At 65.0% G+C, this 17,165-nt stretch carries 14 protein-coding genes; 3 read left to right on the forward strand and 11 right to left on the reverse strand.

The genetic code is table 11. The features are described from left to right. Positions 1-41 precede the first annotated feature (41 nt). The 6 genes from pyk to def form a co-directional block, all read right to left on the reverse strand. The gene (gene pyk, locus RMO23_RS10715) at positions 42-1,475 is read right to left on the reverse strand and encodes a pyruvate kinase (RefSeq protein ID WP_309681286.1); all 1,434 of its coding nucleotides are present in this window, start codon (positions 1,473-1,475) and stop codon (positions 42-44) included. 174 nt (positions 1,476-1,649) lie between these two features. Beyond that, on the reverse strand, positions 1,650-2,843 hold the full coding sequence (locus RMO23_RS10720) for a phosphoglycerate kinase (RefSeq protein ID WP_309681288.1): 1,194 nt from the start codon (positions 2,841-2,843) through the stop codon (positions 1,650-1,652). A gap of 222 nt (positions 2,844-3,065) precedes the next feature. Next, on the reverse strand, positions 3,066-3,401 hold the full coding sequence (locus RMO23_RS10725) for an AzlD domain-containing protein (protein WP_309681290.1): 336 nt from the start codon (positions 3,399-3,401) through the stop codon (positions 3,066-3,068). Continuing rightward, entirely contained in the window at positions 3,398-4,153 is a 756-nt protein-coding gene (locus RMO23_RS10730; protein WP_309681292.1) for an AzlC family ABC transporter permease, read from the reverse strand. Before RMO23_RS10730 ends, RMO23_RS10725 begins: the two co-directional genes overlap by 4 nt. Before the next feature lie 6 nt (positions 4,154-4,159). Continuing rightward, positions 4,160-5,122 carry a methionyl-tRNA formyltransferase gene (fmt, locus tag RMO23_RS10735; RefSeq protein ID WP_309681294.1) on the reverse strand — a complete coding sequence of 321 codons (963 nt, stop codon included), beginning with the start codon at positions 5,120-5,122 and terminating at the stop codon, positions 4,160-4,162. Positions 5,123-5,201: 79 nt separating this feature from the next. Continuing rightward, complete coding sequence (gene def / locus RMO23_RS10740; RefSeq protein ID WP_309681296.1) at positions 5,202-5,723, reverse strand: peptide deformylase; 522 nt, start codon at positions 5,721-5,723, stop codon at positions 5,202-5,204. Positions 5,724-5,961: 238 nt separating this feature from the next. Between def and RMO23_RS10745 the strand changes: the two genes are divergently transcribed. The 3 genes from RMO23_RS10745 to RMO23_RS10755 are packed head-to-tail and all read left to right on the forward strand — an operon-like array spanning position 5,962 to position 8,923. Next, positions 5,962-7,185, forward strand: a complete 1,224-nt coding sequence (locus tag RMO23_RS10745; protein ID WP_309681300.1) for a LysM peptidoglycan-binding domain-containing protein — start codon at positions 5,962-5,964, stop codon at positions 7,183-7,185. 46 nt (positions 7,186-7,231) lie between these two features. Continuing rightward, positions 7,232-8,356: a DNA-processing protein DprA gene (gene dprA, locus RMO23_RS10750; protein ID WP_309681302.1), complete on the forward strand. Its 1,125-nt coding sequence runs from the start codon at positions 7,232-7,234 to the stop codon at positions 8,354-8,356. Positions 8,357-8,389: 33 nt separating this feature from the next. Beyond that, positions 8,390-8,923 carry a DUF494 domain-containing protein gene (locus RMO23_RS10755; RefSeq protein ID WP_309681303.1) on the forward strand — a complete coding sequence of 178 codons (534 nt, stop codon included), beginning with the start codon at positions 8,390-8,392 and terminating at the stop codon, positions 8,921-8,923. A 198-nt stretch (positions 8,924-9,121) separates the two neighbouring features. On the opposite strand, the gene RMO23_RS10760 is transcribed toward RMO23_RS10755, so the two are convergent. The 5 genes from RMO23_RS10760 to RMO23_RS10780 form a co-directional block, all read right to left on the reverse strand. Continuing rightward, positions 9,122-11,422 carry a DUF1631 family protein gene (locus RMO23_RS10760; RefSeq protein WP_309681305.1) on the reverse strand — a complete coding sequence of 767 codons (2,301 nt, stop codon included), beginning with the start codon at positions 11,420-11,422 and terminating at the stop codon, positions 9,122-9,124. Positions 11,423-11,451: 29 nt separating this feature from the next. Next, positions 11,452-12,405: a protein translocase subunit SecF gene (gene secF, locus RMO23_RS10765; RefSeq protein WP_309681307.1), complete on the reverse strand. Its 954-nt coding sequence runs from the start codon at positions 12,403-12,405 to the stop codon at positions 11,452-11,454. A 42-nt stretch (positions 12,406-12,447) separates the two neighbouring features. After that, positions 12,448-14,322: a protein translocase subunit SecD gene (secD, locus tag RMO23_RS10770; RefSeq protein WP_309681309.1), complete on the reverse strand. Its 1,875-nt coding sequence runs from the start codon at positions 14,320-14,322 to the stop codon at positions 12,448-12,450. An 81-nt stretch (positions 14,323-14,403) separates the two neighbouring features. After that, on the reverse strand, positions 14,404-14,745 hold the full coding sequence (gene yajC / locus RMO23_RS10775) for a preprotein translocase subunit YajC (RefSeq protein ID WP_309681311.1): 342 nt from the start codon (positions 14,743-14,745) through the stop codon (positions 14,404-14,406). A 202-nt stretch (positions 14,746-14,947) separates the two neighbouring features. Next, a partial coding sequence (locus tag RMO23_RS10780) for an indolepyruvate ferredoxin oxidoreductase family protein (RefSeq protein ID WP_309681313.1) occupies positions 14,948-17,165 on the reverse strand: 2,218 nt, incomplete at its 5' end.

Raw genomic sequence — 17,165 nt, forward strand, 5'->3', positions numbered from 1 at the left:
GGGGGCAGCGCAGTACACGCAGTGACAAGCGTGGGGGCTCCTCAAGCCACCCGGCAGATCTTGAGCATGTTGGTGCCGCCCGGCGCGCCCATCGGCTCGCCGCAGGTGATCGCGTAGACGTCGCCGCTTTGCACGATGTCGCGGCGCAGCAAATGGCCCTCGGCCTGCTCCAGCGCGGTGTCGCGGTCGGCGCTGGTGTCCATCAGCAGCGGCCGCACATTGCGGTACAGCGCCATCCTGCGCTGGGTCGCCAGGCGCGGCGTCAGGGCGTAAATCGGCACGCGGATGTCGTGGCGGCTCATCCACAGCGGCGTCGAGCCGCTGTCGGTCAGGGCCACGATCGCCTTGGCGCCCAGGTGGTTGGCGGTGAACAGCGCGCCCATGGCGATCGACTGGTCGATGCGGGCAAAGGTCTTGCCGCTGAAATCGGCTTCCAGCTGTCGGTATTCGGCCTTTTCGGCCTCTTCGCAAATCTTGGCCATTTCCTCGACGGTTTCCAGCGGGTATTTGCCGGCGGCGGTTTCGGCGCTCAGCATCACGGCGTCGGTGCCGTCAAGCACGGCGTTGGCCACGTCGCTGACCTCGGCCCGCGTCGGCACCGGGTTGACGATCATGCTTTCCATCATCTGGGTCGCGGTGATGACGACCTTGTCGGCGGCGCGCGCCAGCTTGATCATGCGTTTTTGCAGGGCCGGCACGGCGGCATTGCCGACCTCGACCGCCAGGTCGCCGCGCGCCACCATGATGCCGTCGCTGACGCGCAAAATGTCTTCCAGATTGGGAATCGCCTCGACCCGCTCGATCTTGGCGATCAGGCCGGGCTTGTGCTTGTAGGGCGCGGCGGCCACATTGCAGAGCTGGCGCGCCATTTCCATGTCGGTGGCGTTTTTGGGAAAGCTGACCGCCACATAGTCGGCCTGAAAGCTCATCGCGGTCTTGATGTCTTCCATGTCCTTGGCCGTCAGCGCAGGCGCGGTCAGGCCGCCGCCCTGCTTGTTGATGCCCTTGTTGTTGGACAGCTCGCCGCCCAGCTTGACGGTGGTGTGCACCTCTTCGCCGCGCACCGCGTCGACGATCAGCACGATCAGGCCGTCGTTGAGCAGCAGCACATCACCGGCCTTCACATCGCGCGGCAGCTCCTTGTAGTCCAGCCCCACGCCCTTGATGTCGCCCGGCTCGGTGCGCGAGGCATCGAGCACGAACTTTTCGCCCGGCTCCAGCATGACCTTGCCCTCGGCAAACTTGCCGACGCGGATTTTCGGGCCCTGCAGGTCGGCCATGATGGCGACCTCGCGGCCGGCGCGCTGGGACGCCTCGCGCACCAGTTGGGCCCGGTCCACATGGTCTTGTGCCTTGCCGTGGCTGAAGTTCAGCCGCACCACATTGACCCCGGCACGTATCATTTTTTCCAGCAGCGCAGGGTCGCTGGAGGCGGGGCCGAGGGTGGCAACAATCTTGGTGGCGCGACGGGTCATGCGGGTCTCCTGTAATTTAGTTCCCGATTTTCACACGGAACAGTTACCGAAACGTTACCAATCCACGCCAAAACCGTCCGCAAACCGCCGTTGTGCGCCTTTTTATCGATCAAACAGGCCGCCAGCCCTTACAGAACGGGCGTCAGCAGCTATTAAAAGAGGAGCGAATAACTGTTATTCCGCCGCGCGCTGCTGCAGGATTTCAAAGGCCGGCAGGGTCTTGCCTTCCAGCACCTCCAGAAAAGCGCCACCACCGGTCGAGATGTAGTCCACGTCTTTTTCGATGCCGTACTTGGCGATGGCGGCCAGCGTGTCGCCGCCGCCGGCGATCGAAAACGCGCTGCTGGCGGCAATGGCACGGGCAATGCCTTCGGTGCCATGGGCAAAGGCGTCAAACTCGAACACGCCGACCGGGCCGTTCCAGACAATGGTGCCGGCGGCCATGAGCTGCGCCGCCAGCCGGGCCGTGGTGTCGGGGCCGATGTCCAGGATCAGGTCGTCGTCGGCCACCTCGGCCGCAAGCTTCACCGTGGCCGGCGCGTCGGCGGCAAAACGCTTGGCGGTGACCACGTCGGTCGGAATCGGCACCGCCGCGCCACGCGCCTGCATGGCCTCGATGACGGCCCTGGCCTGGTCCAGCAAATCCGGCTCGGCCAGGCTTTTGCCAATGTTGAGCCCGGCCGCCAGCATGAAGGTGTTGGCAATGCCGCCGCCCACGATCAGCTGGTCGACATTGCCGGCCAGGCTTTTCAGGATGGTCAGCTTGGTCGAGACCTTGCTGCCCGCCACGATGGCGACCAGCGGCCGGCGCGGGTTGGCCAGGGCCTTGGAAATCGCGTCCATCTCGGCCGCCAGCAGCGGGCCGGCGCAGGCCACCGGCGCGTACTGCGCAATGCCGTAGGTCGAGGCTTCGGCGCGGTGCGCGGTGCCAAAGGCGTCATGCACAAAAATGTCGCACAGCGCGGCCATCTTGCGGGCCAGCGCCTCGCTGTTTTTCTTTTCGCCGGGGTTGACGCGGCAGTTTTCCAGCAGCACCAGCTGGCCGGGCGCCACTTCAACGCCGTCGACCCAGTTGGCCAGCAGCGGGATGTCGCGGTTCATCAGCTCGCCCAGGCGCCTGGCCACCGGCGCCAGCGAATCGGCGGGCTTGAACTCGCCCTCGACCGGGCGGCCCAGGTGCGAGGTCACCATCACGGCGGCCCCGGCGTCGAGCGCCAGCTGGATGCAGGGGATGGAGGCGCGGATACGGGTGTCTTCGCTGATCTGGCCGGCCTCGTTAAGCGGCACATTCAGGTCGGCACGGATGAACACGCGCCGGCCGGCAACCTTGCCCCTGGCGCACAAATCGGAAAAACGGATGAAGTTCATGGATGGCTCACAAAGTGAAGAAAGGGACCAGGGCGGAGCGCCCCGCCCCCAAATTGTAGGTGGCCCGCCCGCTGGCGACAGGGCGCTAAACGCAGTGAGCAACTGTGGGGCCCTCCCCGCATCTACCAGCCAGGGCTGCGGAACCGGCTTCGCCGGGCCGCAGGCGCAGCGGCCCCCTCGGGGGGCAGGGCGCTACGCGAAGCGAGCAACCGTGGGGGCAACTCACCAGCCCAGGCCGAGGTGTAGCGGCAGATAGACCGCCATGCCGGCCAGGATGGTGCCGAGCACGCCGTGGCGCCAGTAATACCAGGCGACGCCGGCCGCCGCCGCAAACAGCCGGGCGTCCTGCCAGCTGCTGATGAGCTGGCCCTGGGTCATGACCACTTCCGGCACGATGACGGCGGCCAGCGCGGCAATCGGCGCATAGTCGAGCCCGCGCCGGGCCCAAGCCGGCAGCGTCCAGTCGCGGCTCGAAATAAAAAAGAAGCAGCGCGTCAGCACCGTCACCAACGCCATGCCGACGATGGTGCCCACGGTCCAGAGGTCGGTCTGGTTCATGCCTTGTCAACCGGCAGGTCGGCCGGCTTGGCCGGGGCCGGCAGCAGCGGCTTTTCGAGCAGCAGGCTTACCGCCACCGCCGCCGCAATCGCCGCCAGGATGTTGAGCTTGAGCGGCAGCGCGTAGGCCAGCACCGCCACCGCCCCGGCTACCACCGCCGCCACCACGCGCAGGCGGATGGTGGCCATCGAGCAGGTGATGACGAGCAGCGCCAGAATGCCGGCAAAGCCCAGGCCCCAGCTGGTCGGGATGAAGTTGGCCAGCGCCACGCCAATCAGGCTGCTGGCGACCCAGTTGGTCCAGCCGACGCAGCAGTTGCCGGCCAGGTAGGCCTGCTGCGCCAGGCGCTGGGCCGGGTCTTCGCCGGGCACCGGAAAGCGCCGCACAAACATCACATAGGTCAGGTCGGTCGTCAAAAACCCGGTCAGCATGCGCTCCAGCCGCGGCAAATGCATCAGGTAGCTGCGCAGGTGCGCGCTGAACACCACAAAACGCAGGTTCACGCAAAAGGCGGCGGCCAGAATCACCCAGACCGGCGCGCCCGCCACGATCAGCGGAATGGCGGCCAGCTGGGCACTGCCGGCATACACCAACACCGTCATCAGTACCGCCTCGAAGCCGCTCATGCCGGACTTGACCATGGCCACGCCGGTCATCAGGCCCCAGGCGGCAAAGCCGGGCGCCACCGCCAGCAGGTCGCGCGCGCCGTGGCGAAATTCAGCATGGCGGTAATGGGCAGGTCGCAGAAACACCGGGGCTTACCTGTCAAACGTCATGCCGGGCGCCAGCGCAAAGCCGTGCAGGAAATCGGCCACCGCCAGCCGTTTGCCGCCGGCGCGCTGCAGGCTGGTCAGGCGCAGCACGCCCTGGCCGCAGGCGACGCTCACGCCGGCCTCATTGACCGACACAATCGTGCCGCAGTCCACACCGGATGCGCGCGGTACGCTATCAATTTCATAGCTCCAAAGCTTGATGACTTCGCCGCCCAGCAGGCTGCTGGCACCGGGAAACGGGTCAAACGCGCGGATGCGCCGGCCAATCGCCTCGGCGCTGTCACCCCAGTTGACCACCGCCTCGGCCTTGTCGATCTTGTGCGCATAGCTGACACCGGCCTCGGGCTGCCTGGCCGGCTGCAAGCCGCCGCCGGCCGCCAGCGCCAGGGCCTGCACGATCAAACGCCCGCCCAGCGCGGCCAGCGCGTCGTGCAGGCTGGCGGTGGTGGCGTGCGGGCCAATCGCCAGTTTTTCGGTCAGCAGCATGTCGCCGGTGTCGAGACCAGCGTCCATCTGCATGATGGTGATGCCGGTATCAGGATCGCCGGCCTCGATCGCGCGGTGAATCGGCGCGGCGCCGCGCCAGCGCGGCAGCAAGGAAGCATGAATATTGAAGCCACCAAGCCGCGGCGCATCCAGCACCCACTGCGGCAGGATCAGCCCGTAGGCGGCCACCACCATCGCATCGGCCTGGGTCGCTTCGATGGCATTGCGCGCGGCGGCGGCGTCTTCGGGGTAGTTGCCTTCCAGCCGCAGACTGCGCGGCTGCGCCACGGGCATGTTGTGGCTTTGGGCAAACTGCTTGACGCTGGAGGCCTGCAGCTTCATGCCGCGCCCGGCCGGGCGGTCGGGCTGGGTCAGCACCAGGGCGATGTCATGGCCGGCGGCGTGCAATTGCGCCAGCGCCACGCGGGCAAATTCGGGGGTACCGGCAAAAATAAGGCGCATGGGCGTCGATTCTAAGGACTCACAGGGAAAACCCGGACGCATCGCCCGAAAAACCCCGGGCCAGCGGCTTGCCGCAGCGTCAGCGCACCGCTTCGCGCTCTTCGTCTTTTTTCTGCTTGACCAGCTTGGTCTTGATGCGGTTGCGCTTGAGCGGCGACAGGTATTCGACGAACACCTTGCCCATCAAATGGTCCATTTCGTGCTGTATGCAGACCGCCAGCATGCCTTCGGCCTCAAGCTGTCGCAGCTTGCCGTCCAGATCCAGCGCCTGCACCTTGACGGCGATCGAGCGCTCCACGCCGTCGTAAATGCCGGGCACCGACAGGCAGCCCTCGTCGCCAATGCGGGTTTCGGGACTGGCCCAGAGCAGTTCCGGGTTGATCAGCACCAGCGGTGAATCACGGTTTTCGCTGACGTCGATCACGATCAGGCGCTCATGCACATCCACCTGGGTGGCGGCCAGGCCAATCCCCTCCGCTTCGTACATGGTGTCAAACATGGCGCCGGCCAGTTGGCGCAGGCGGGCGTCCACCGCCGCCACGGGTTTGGCCACGGTGTGCAGGCGCGGGTCGGGGTAACGGAGAATGGTCAGTGGGGTCATGAAACGCGGACAAACAAAGTCAGTAAGGAGCGGGGTGTCGCTATTTTCGCCACTTTTCCCGGATTTTCAGCACCCCAATATTCCCAGAAACGCGGTTTCGTTGCTTAATCAAGGGCTTAGATACAAAATCGTTTGTGATTTATCAAGATAAAATCACGCGCTTTTGACAATTTTTACCAATTTTTGCCAGCCAGTTCAGAACCGCGCCAGCCCCGCAATGGCGCTCAGGGCCTTCAAGATGCACATAATTTTTGGTCGTTTCAGTCAGATTTCCATCGCCGCAGCCCTGTGTCTGGGCGCCAGCGGCGGCCTGCAGGCCCAGAATTTCCCCATCAGCGCGGGCCAGAAGGCCACCGCCACCCAGGTCGCCCAGACCGGTGTGCCGCTGTCCGACCTGGCACCGAATGCGCCCGACAGCTACAGCGTGCGGCGTGGCGACACCCTGTGGGCCATTTCCGGCCTGTTCCTGAAAAGCCCCTGGCGCTGGCCCGAACTGTGGGGCATGAACCTGCAGGACATCCGCAACCCGCACCTGATCTACCCCGGCCAGCAGCTCTACCTTGAAAAAGCCAACGGCCGGGCCATTCTGCGCACCCGCCAGGCTAGCGCCGACGGCCCGCCCACCGACACTCTTCGGGTGTCGCCGCGCACCCGCTTTGAGTCGCTCGCCGATGCCTCCATCCCCACGCTGTCGCCCAATGCGATTGAACCGTTTCTGGCCGAGCCGATGATTGTCGACGAGATCGCATTTGCCACGGCGCCGCGCATCGTGGCCGCGCAGGAGGGCCGGGTGCTGCTGAGCCGGGGCGACCGCGCCTATGCGCGCGGCGAGTACGTGGGCGGCGAGGTACGCGGCGTGCGCCTGAGCGACGCCAAGGGCGACCCGCAGGCGTTTCGGGTGTTTCGCAATGCCAAGCCGCTGAAAGACCCGACGACCCAGCAAATCCTCGGCTACGAGGCCCAGTACGTCGGCAAGGCCGAGCTGGCGCGCGGCGAAAGCACCGCCCAGATTCCCGACAAAAACGGCGAGCTGAAGACCGAAATCGTGCCGGCCACCATCGACATCGTCTCGACCAAGGAAGAAATGCGGGTGGGCGACCGCCTGATGGCCGAGCCACCGCGTGAATTTTTAAGCTACGTGCCGCACGCACCGGCCAGCACCATCAGCGGCCAGATTGTCTCGGTCTATGGCAACGCGGTCGCCATTGCCGCCGAAAACCAGGTGGTGGCGATCAACCGCGGCCGCAAGGACGGGCTGGAACGCGGCCATGTCATGGCCATCATCAAGGACGGCGAGCGCCTGCTCGACAAGACCGACAGCGCGCGGCCCCAGATCAAGCTGCCCAACGAGCGCAACGGCCTGCTGATGGTGTTCCGCACCTTCGAAAACCTGTCTTACGCGCTGGTGCTGCAGGTCACCGACGGCGTCAAGGTCGGCGACCGCTTCGTCAACCCCAACTAGGCCCTGGCCCGGCTACCGGGCCCGCAGACCCCTTCCTTTGCCGCACGTGCAACTTCAAGAGCTACAAGCCTGGCTGCGGCTGGCCCTGACGCCGGGCGTCGGCAACGAGACGGCGCGCAAGCTGCTGGCCGCCTACGGCTCGGCCGAGGCGATTTTTGAGCAGAGCGCCGCCGCGCTGCGGCAACTCGGCTCCGACAAGCTGGCCCGTGCCCTGCAGACCGAGCCGCCCGGCCTGCCCGGCCAGTTGCAGACCACACTGGACTGGCTGCAGGCCGGCGACGACCGGCGCGTGGTGACCCTGGGTGATGCCGGCTACCCGGCGGCGCTGCTTGACATCGAAGACCCGCCCTTGATGCTGTATATGCTCGGAGCCCAGGTAAATCAAGCGCAGACAGCTACTAAAACGATAGCAAAAAACCTGGCCATCGTGGGCAGCCGAAACCCGACGCCGCAGGGCGAAAGCAACGCCCGGCAGTTTGCCAAAGCCTTTGGCAGCGCCGGGCTGTGCGTGGTGTCGGGCCTGGCGCTGGGCATTGACGGCGCCGCCCATGACGGCGCGCTGCTGGGTGGCGGCGACACGATTGCCGTGGTCGGCACCGGGCTGGACCGGGTCTATCCCAAAAAACACCTGGCGTTGGCCCACCGGATTGCCCAGCACGGCATGCTGATCAGCGAATTCCCGCTCGGCACACCGCCGCTGATGGCCAATTTCCCCAGGCGCAACCGGATTATTTCCGGGCTCTCGGTGGGCACGCTGGTGGTGGAGGCGGCGCTGCAATCGGGCTCACTGATCACGGCGCGGCTGGCGGCCGAGCAGGGCAAGGAAGTTTTTGCGATTCCCGGCTCGATCCACTCGCCGCAGTCGCGCGGCTGCCACGCCCTGATCAAGCAGGGCGCCAAGCTGGTCGAACTGGCGCAGGACGTGCTGGAAGAACTCCATCTGTCACAGGCCGGCACGGCCCCGAGCCTGCCGCAGAGCCCTGACGACGAGCCGGCCGCCGAGACGCCTCTGTTGTCCGCGCTGGGCTTTGACGCCGTCAGCCTCGACGCCCTGCAGGCGCGCACCGGGTTAAACACCCCCCAACTGCAGGCGCAACTGCTGGAACTGGAGCTGAACGGGCAGGTGGCGCGACTGCCGGGCGGCCTGTTCCAGCGTCAGGCACGCGGTTAACACCGCTGCCGCCAACTGCGTTATATTGGACGCATGTTTGAAGTGCTGGTGTACGTTTACGAGAATTACTGGCAAGGCGATGCCTGCCCCGAACTGCCCCGGCTGGGACGCAAACTTTCCGCAGCAGGCTTTGATGCCGAAGAAATCCAGGACGCACTGGTGTGGCTGGAAGGCCTGAATATCGCCGCGCAGGGCACCCAGATCAGCTTTGAGAATGCGGCGCCGACCGAGGCCGCTGAATCTTCTGAAGCGTCAGTCCATCACTCCGCGAATTCCGCGTTCACCCCGCAATCGGCCAACAGCCTGCGCATTTACTCCGTCGCCGAGCAGGTGCACCTGGGCGCCGAAAGCCTGGGCTTTGTCAGCTTCCTCGAAGCCTCGGGCGTGCTGCCGCCGCATATGCGCGAAATCGTGATTGACCGCGCCATGGCGGCACCGGGCGACCCGGTCACGCTCGACGACCTGAAAATCATCGTGCTGATGGTGTACTGGAGCTTTGGCGAAGAACCCGATGCCCTGATTCTTGACGAACTCTGTGATGACACGGAGTTTCGGTTGGGTCACTAGCCCCCACGCTCGCCACTGCGTGTGCTTCGCTGCCCCCCGAGGGGGCCGCTGCGCCTGCGGCCCGGCAAAGCCGGTTCCGCGGCCCCGGCTGGCTTGAAGAGCAAGCCCGGCGCAAAAACGCCCCCAAGCTTTTCACTTCGCGGCATGCGCTGCGCACGAGCTTTTACGCGGGCCGCGACGCGACAAGCGTGGAGCAATTCAGTCCAGCAGGCGTTCCGGATTCGCGTCGAGCTTGGCCAGCGCATCGCGCGTGGCGCGCACCGTCAGCGTTTCATCCTCAATCGGCACCAGCAGGCCGGCCTGCAGGTAAGACGCCAGGCGGCGGGCCTGAATCAGGAAGCTGCGCCCGTCGGCCGTGGCAAACAGGTGCAATTGCTTGCGGTCGCTGCACCAGGCAAACTGAACCTGGCTGATTTTGCCGTTGTGGTCCAGGCTGAACCAGGTGCCCAGTTGCAACTCCTGGGCCCAGGCCCGCATCGCATCGGTGGGCTGGCTGCCGCCATCGGTCACGACCTGGATATCGCCGACATCGATGCCGATCATGGTCACCAGGCTCTCGATGTCCAGCGGCAGATCGCCCACGTCTTCGTCGGACAGATAGTCTTCCAGATTGGCCAGGCGCTTGGCCATGGCCTCGATCCGTTCCAGCGAAATGGCGTCGGTCTTGGACATGAAGGCGTCGGCCAGCGTGTCGCTGATGACCTTGAGGTGCTTGTCCTGCTCGGGCAGGCCCAGACCCAGCATCGACATGCCCAGACGCAGCGTTTGCAGCAACTTGGGCAGGTCGGCGATCACCCGGGCGCGGTCGGCGCGGTCGGGTTTGGCGCTGGCGGCCCAGACCAGGTCCGCGGCGGCCCGCTTGAGCTGGATGGTTTCGGCGTGCTGCGGGCCGTTCTTGATGGCCGCAACGGCCAGCGCCTCGGCCCAGATCTTGAACAGAAAATCCCGGATCTCGTCGCGCACCGGCATGTCATTGAGCATGCTGCGCATCTCGATGGTGTACTGGATCGCCATGGTCTCTTTTTGCTCGACCTGCTGGGCCACGCTCACGACCCGGGCCGTGCTGCCGCGCTCCGACAGGAACTTGGAGAGGAACTTCTCGAACTCGTCGTAGACCAGCTGGAACACCCGGCGCCCGGTTTCGGGGTACTGCTCGATCACCTGTACCACGCGCTTGATTTCCGCTTCCATCGCGTTGCCCGCTACCGTCACGTCAAAGCCCAGCACGCAAGAGCCCATGCGGTCAATCAGTCGGCGCGCCGGGTGCTGCAGCGAGCCAAAAAACTCGGGCTCTGAAATCGCCAGCCGCAGCACCGGCATTTGCAGCCGCGCAAACCAGACGCGAATAGCGGCCGAAATCCGGTCCTCGGCCAGAATGCTCTGAAACATCAGGGCCACGATTTCAATCGTGGCTTTTTCAGACGTGGTGGAGGCCGCCTGCTTGAGCGTTCGGGTGCGCGCCCGCAGCGCACCCGCGGCCTGTTCCACATGGGCCTGGCTATAGACCTGGCCGGAATCCTCGGCCCGCAGCGTGCGCCCGGAGTCGTTTTCTTCCTGCTCCCGCTGCACACTGGCCATGGCCTGTGCCAGCGGCGGCGACGCCTGCTGGGGCCGTGTGTCGTCAAAGCCCGCGACGCGGTCTGACAGCAGTCGTTTGAGGTGGCCCATCACGCCCTGAGCCCGCATTCGGGCCCTGGCCAGCGGCGTGGTGGCCGTCTGCAGGCGGGTTTCGTCGTAAACCGGATGGCCTGAGCCCGAGCCGCCCGGCCCCGACATCAGGCCCGACTGGGTACTGCCACCCAGCCCGCTGGTGGTTTTGGCGGCCGAAATCACCGTGGCCACCACCGCCGAGGGCGTGCGCTTGACGAGCGGGCGCAGGTCAATCTCGGCCATCACGCCCTGCTGGACCAGAAATTCGTTGGTCGCGTGGTAGGTCTCCAGCAAATGCTCGGCCATGCTTTCCTGAATCAGGTCCTGCACCAGGATCCACGAATTGCGCGGCAAGGGGGTCTTGCTCCATTGTTCGACCATGTGCTGCGCCAGCACCTCGGGGCGAAAAATGTCGAGCTTGTGCAGCTCTGGAATGGCTTCCAGGTTTTGCACCCGCAGCCGCAGGTCATTGAGCTCCCAGCTCGCCAGATCCAGGATGCGCAACGCCAGGCGCGAGGCGAGGATTTTGTCCTCCATCACCTCGTCGCCCATGAGCTCGAATTTGGTGCTCTCCTGAAACCTCGATTGCGTCGTGGCGGCAGGAATGGCCTGCGCCTTGGACCAGGCGCGCGTGGTGCCCTGCACCCAGGCGGCGCTTCCCTTCTGGAAGGCCAGCAGCGCGTCGCGCCGGTCCTGCATGTCACGCGCTCCGCCGGCCTGGCTCTCCAGCGCGGAGAGGCGTCCCTGGATGGTTTTGGCCAGCGGCGGCAACAGTCGCAGGGCACGCGCCGTGAACTGGGCACGCGCCTGCCCGGCCAAGAAACTATTTTTGCTGTTAGCTGTCGCCACGACCACCCTGAGTAGTTACAAGCTGTAGCTTACACCGTGGCGCCTGCATTCGGGTCGTTCGGATCCTCATCTTTCTTCGCCGGCCCCTTGACCAGGTCTTCCCGCTTGATGCCCAGCCACATGGCAATGGCAGCGGCGACAAACACCGAGGAGTAGATGCCGAACAGGATGCCGATGGTCAGGGCCAGGGCAAAATGAAACAGGGTGGGGCCGCCGAACAGCAGCATGGACAAGACCATGATCTGCGTCGAGCCGTGGGTAATGATGGTGCGGCTGATGGTGGAGGTGATCGCGTGGTCGATGATCTGCACTGTGTCCATCTTGCGGTAGCGGCGAAAGTTTTCGCGGATCCGGTCAAAAATCACCACCGATTCATTGACCGAATAGCCCAGCACCGCCAGCACGGCGGCCAGCACCGCGAGCGAAAACTCCCACTGGAAAAAGGCAAAAAACCCCAGAATGATGATCACGTCGTGCAGGTTGGCGATGATGGCGGCGACCGCGTACTTCCACTCGAAACGGAAGGCCAGGTAAATCATGATGCCAAACACCACCATGGCCAGCGCCTTCAGGCCGTCCTGCGCCAGTTCGTCGCCGACCTGGGGGCCGACAAACTCGGTGCGGCGCAAGCTCACCGTGCTGTCCGCGGCCTTCAGCGCAGCGAGGACTTGCTCACTTTGCTGGGCCGTGCTCACGCCTTTCTGGGCCGGCAGGCGGATCATCACATCGCGCGAGGTGCCGAAATTTTGCACCTGCACGTCCTTGAGACCCAGGCCCGCCACCGTGTTGCGGATTTTCTCGACATCGGCCGCCTGGCTGTAGTTCACTTCCATCAGCGTGCCGCCGGTGAACTCGACCGACAGATGCAGGCCGCGCGAAAACAGGAAAAACACCGCCAGCGCAAAGGTCGCAAAGCTGATGACGTTGAAGATCAGCGCGTACCGCATGAACGGAATGTCACGGCGGATTTTGAAAAATTCCATCTGGGGTCCTTGGGAAGCAGCTCGCGGAAAAAAGGGCTGGAATTATTTGGCCACGGCGGTGGACTCGGGCGCCCGCCACACGGTGCCAATCGACACCGATTTGAGTTTTTTCTGGCGGCCATACCAGAGGTTGACCAGGCCGCGCGAGAAAAACACCGCCGAGAACATGCTGGTCAAAATGCCGATGCAGTGCACCACCGCAAAGCCCCGCACCGGCCCCGAGCCAAAGGCCAGCAGTGCCAGGCCCGCAATCAGGGTCGTGATGTTGGAGTCCAGAATGGTGGCCCAGGCCCGCTCATAGCCGGCATGAATCGCCGCCTGCGGTGAGGCCCCGCCGCGCAATTCCTCGCGCACCCGTTCATTGATCAGCACATTGGAGTCAATCGCCATGCCCAGCGCCAGCGCCATGGCGGCCATGCCCGGCAAGGTCAGCGTGGCCTGCAGCATGGACAGCACGGCCACCAGCAGCAGCAGGTTGACGGCCAGCGCCAGGCCCGAAAACAGGCCGAACAGCATGTAGTAAGCCGCCATGAAGGCCACGATCACCAGGAAGCCCCAGGACACGCTGTGAAAGCCCTTGGAAATGTTCTCGGCGCCCAGCGTCGGGCCAATGGTGCGCTCTTCGATGATTTCCATGGGCGCGGCCAGCGAGCCGGCGCGCAACAGCAGCGCCAGGTCGCTGGCTTCGGTGACGCTCATGGAGCCCGAAATCTGGAAGCGGTTGCCGAGCTCGCTCTGGATCACCGGCGCCGTCAGCACCTCGCCCTTGCCTTTTTCAAACAGCAAGATCGCCATGCGTTTCTTGATGTTCTCGCGGCTGGTGTCGCGCATGATGCGCCCGCCCTTGGCATCGACCGTCAGGTCGACCTTGGGCTGCTGCGTCTGCGAGTCAAAACCGGGTTGCGCGTCGGTCAGGTTTTCGCCGGTCAGAATCACCTGTTTCTTGACAATCACCGCCTGGCCGCTGCGCTCCAAAAAGCGCTCGGCGCCAAAGGGCACGGGGCCGCTGTTGTTTTCGGCGGCGCGGGCCTCGGCGCCGTCTTCCACCAGCCGCATTTCCAGTGTGGCGGTGCGTCCCAGGATGTCCTTGGCCTTGGCCGTGTCCTGCACGCCCGGCAACTGCACCACGATGCGGTCTGTGCCCTGCTGCTGAATCACCGGCTCGGCCACGCCGAGCTCGTTGATGCGGTTGTGCAGGGTCACCATGTTCTGCTTCAGGGCCTGGTCCTGCACCCGGCGCGCGGCCTCGGGCTTGATGCTGGCGGTCAGCCTGTACTCGGTGCCGTCCGGCGCCTCGACCGTCTGCAGGTCGGGGAACTGGTCCTGGATCAGCGCCTTGGCCGAGGCCACGGTGGCAGAATCGCGGAACCTGATTTCGATGGTCTGGCCATTGCGGCTGATGCCGCCATGCCGGATGTTCTTCTCGCGCATGGACAGGCGAATGTCGCCGGCCAGCGACTCGGCCCGTTTGGTCAGCGCCGCCTGCATGTCCACCTGCAGCATGAAATGCACGCCGCCGCGCAGGTCCAGCCCCAGGTACATGGGAAAAGCGTGCAGCGAGGTCAGCCAGGCCGGCGAGCGCGACAGCAGGTTCAGCGCAATCACGTAGGCGGAATCGGCACCCTCGGGCGCCAGCGCCTTCTGCACCGCATCCTTGGCCTTGAGCTGGGTGTCGGTGTCACCAAAGCGCGCCTTGATGGAGCCGGCCTCCAGCGTCACGACGTCGGCGGCAAGGCCCGCGTCCTTGAGCGCCTGCTCGACCCGGGCCAGGGTCGTCGCGTCGATCTTGAGGGTCGACTTGCTGCTGGAGACCTGCACCGCCGGCGCTTCGCCGAAGAAGTTGGGCAGCGTGTACAGGGCTGCAATCAGGAGCAGGACCACGATAAGGGCGTACTTCCAGGCCGGATAACGATTCATGAGAGGGCTGTTCCTGGTGGACGGATGAACAAGAAGAGGCGCTGCTGTTAGGTTTCAGCAGGCCCCCAAGGCGGCAATGCCTTATTTGGAGGTGCTGATGGCGCCCTTGGGCAGCACCTGGACGATGGCGCTGCGCTGCAATTGGACTTCCACGCCGGGCGCCAGTTCCAGCGTCAGGTAGGACTCGCCCAGCTTGGTGACCTTGCCGAGCAGGCCGCCCGCGGTGGCGACTTCATCGCCCTTGGCCAGCGCCTCGATCATGGTGCGGTGCTCTTTTTGCTTCTTCATCTGGGGGCGAATCATCACAAAATACAGCACCACAAACATCAGCACCAAGGGCAGCATGCCGGTCAGGGACGACAGCATGTCGCCGCCTGCGGGGGCGGCGGGAGCGGTTTGGGCAAAAGCAGAAGAAATGAACACGGCTGACTCCACATCGATTTAGAAAAAACACGAACAGGCGCGCTGACGCCAGGGCCAGCGCGCGAAGTTTCTGATTGTATGCGGGGCAGGGCCGCCGACGCCTGCCAGTGGCGGGGGCAGGGTCATTATGAAAACGGACAGGCCCGCGAAAAGCGGGCCTGTCCATCACGCCGCACCCCAACGGCTCGGCGCCGGGGCTTTTTCAGGCGACCCGCTGCGGCCGGTCTGCCGCCGCCGGCTTGCGCCAGGACTGCATCAACTCAGCCCACTGCGGCCGCGCCGTCTTCAGGTGGCGTTCCTTGACATGGCCGTAGCCCCGGATCAGCTCGGGGATGCGCGCGATGTCCACCGCCAGCGCGTGGTTGCCGGCGTTCAGGCCCGTCAGCACCTCTTCGATGCTGGCGCGGTATTCGCCAATCAGGGCGCGCTCCATCTTGCGCTCCTCGGTGCGGCCAAAAATGTCCAGCGGCGTGCCGCGCAGGCCCTTGAGTTTGGCCAGCAGCTTGAAGCCGGTCAGCATCCAGGGGCCGAATGGCCGCTTCTGCAGCTCGCCCTGGTCGTTTTTGGCGGCAATCAGCGGTGGCGCCAGGTGGTAGTTAAGCTTGAAGTCACCTTCGAACATGGCATTGATCCTGGCGTGGAAACTGGCATCGGTATGCAGCCGCGCCACCTCGTACTCGTCCTTGTAGGCCATCAGTTTGAAGAGGTAACGCGCCACTGCCTCGGTCAGCGTGGTCTTGCCCAGCGGCGCCTCGGCCACGCGGACTTTCTCGACAAACACCTGATAGCTGCTGGCGTAGGCGGCGTTCTGGTAGGCCGTCAGAAAATCCACCCGCTTGCCCAGCATCTCGGTCAGCGATGGTTTTTTCACGAACTGAATCACCTGCGCGGCCTTGAACAGGGCCTGCACCGCCGCCAAATCGTGCGCGCAGCGCCGGCCCCACTCGAAGGCCGCCTTGTTGTTGTCGACCTGCACGCCATTGAGCTCGATCGCACGCATCAGCGCCGCGTGCGACAGCGGCACCCGGCCTTTTTGCCAGCAAAAACCCAGCATCAGCGGGTTGGTGTAGATCGAGTCGCCAATCATCTGCACCGCTACCTGCTCGGCATCAAAGCTGTCCATCAGCCCGGCCCCGACCGCCGCCGTGACCGCGCTCTCGCAGTTGGCGGCGGGAAACTGCCAGTTCGGGTTGGTGACAAAGGCCGCCGTGGGCGTGCCGTGCGAGTTCATCGCCACGTAGGTGCGGCCGGGCTGCATCACCGCCAGCGTGTACTTGTTGGCCGCCACGATCGGGTCGCAGCCAATCACCAGGTCGGCCTTGGCGGTATCGACCTTGGTGGTGTAGATGGCCTCCACCCGATTGGCAATCTGGATGTGGCTCCAGGTGGCGCCGCCTTTTTGCGCCAGGCCGCCGGCGTCCTGCGTCACCACGCCCTTGCCTTCCAGGTGCGCCGCCATGCCCAGCAACTGGCCGATGGTGATGACGCCGGTGCCACCGACGCCGCCGACCACGATGCCCCAGGCGTTCTCGGCCACCGGCAGCACCGGCTCCGGAACCGGCGGCAGGCTCGCCAGGTCGCCTTTTTTCTCTTTCTTCGGTTTCTTCAGCTGGCCGCCTTCGACCGTGACAAAGCTTGGGCAAAAGCCCTTGACGCAGGAATAGTCCTTGTTGCAGCTATTCTGGTTAATGCGGCGCTTGCGGCCAAACTCGGTTTCGACCGGCTCCACCGACAGGCAGTTCGACTGCACCGAGCAGTCGCCGCAACCCTCGCACACCAGCTCGTTGATGACCACCGTCTTGTCGGGGGTGGCCAGCGTGCCGCGCTTGCGGCGGCGGCGCTTTTCGGTGGCGCAGGTCTGGTCGTAAATGATGGCGCTCGTGCCCTTGAGCTCGCGGAACTCGCGCTGGAGGCGATCCAGCTCGTCGCGGTGAAACACTTCGATGCCCGGCGGCAGGTCGTTGAGCAGCTCGGCGTGGCTGGCGCGCGCGGCGCTGCTGGCCTGGGTATGGGTGCGGCCGTGGTATTTCTGCGGGTCGTCGGTGACCACGACCAGCTTGACCACGCCCTCGGCGCGCAGGCTGTGCGCGATTTGCGCGACCGAATGCCCCTCGGGCCGCTCGCCCACCTGCTGGCCGCCGGTCATGGCCACCGCGTCGTTGTACAGAATCTTGTAGGTGATGTTGACGCCCGAGGCAATGCTCTGGCGAATCGCCAGCAGGCCGCTGTGAAAGTAGGTGCCGTCGCCCAGGTTGGCAAACACATGCTGGTCGGTGGTGAAGGCCGACTGGCCGGTCCAGGTCACGCCTTCGCCACCCATCTGGGTAAAGGTCGAGGTCGAGCGGTCCATCCAGGTCGCCATGTAGTGGCAGCCAATGCCGCCCACCGCGCGCGAGCCTTCGGGCACGCGGGTGCTGGTG

Origin of the sequence: Polaromonas sp. (assembly GCF_031411155.1) — a bacterium.
Classification (GTDB): Bacteria; Pseudomonadota; Gammaproteobacteria; order Burkholderiales; family Burkholderiaceae_C; genus Polaromonas.

Coding starts and splice junctions, on each gene's coding strand:
- RMO23_RS10745 (WP_309681300.1), top strand. CDS start 5,962: ATGCACATAATTTTTGGTCGTTTCAGTCAGATTTCCATCGCCGCAGCC.
- def (WP_309681296.1), bottom strand. CDS start 5,723: ATGACCCCACTGACCATTCTCCGTTACCCCGACCCGCGCCTGCACACC.
- pyk (WP_309681286.1), bottom strand. CDS start 1,475: ATGACCCGTCGCGCCACCAAGATTGTTGCCACCCTCGGCCCCGCCTCC.
- RMO23_RS10720 (WP_309681288.1), bottom strand. CDS start 2,843: ATGAACTTCATCCGTTTTTCCGATTTGTGCGCCAGGGGCAAGGTTGCC.
- fmt (WP_309681294.1), bottom strand. CDS start 5,122: ATGCGCCTTATTTTTGCCGGTACCCCCGAATTTGCCCGCGTGGCGCTG.
- RMO23_RS10725 (WP_309681290.1), bottom strand. CDS start 3,401: ATGAACCAGACCGACCTCTGGACCGTGGGCACCATCGTCGGCATGGCG.
- secD (WP_309681309.1), bottom strand. CDS start 14,322: ATGAATCGTTATCCGGCCTGGAAGTACGCCCTTATCGTGGTCCTGCTC.
- secF (WP_309681307.1), bottom strand. CDS start 12,405: ATGGAATTTTTCAAAATCCGCCGTGACATTCCGTTCATGCGGTACGCG.
- RMO23_RS10755 (WP_309681303.1), top strand. CDS start 8,390: ATGTTTGAAGTGCTGGTGTACGTTTACGAGAATTACTGGCAAGGCGAT.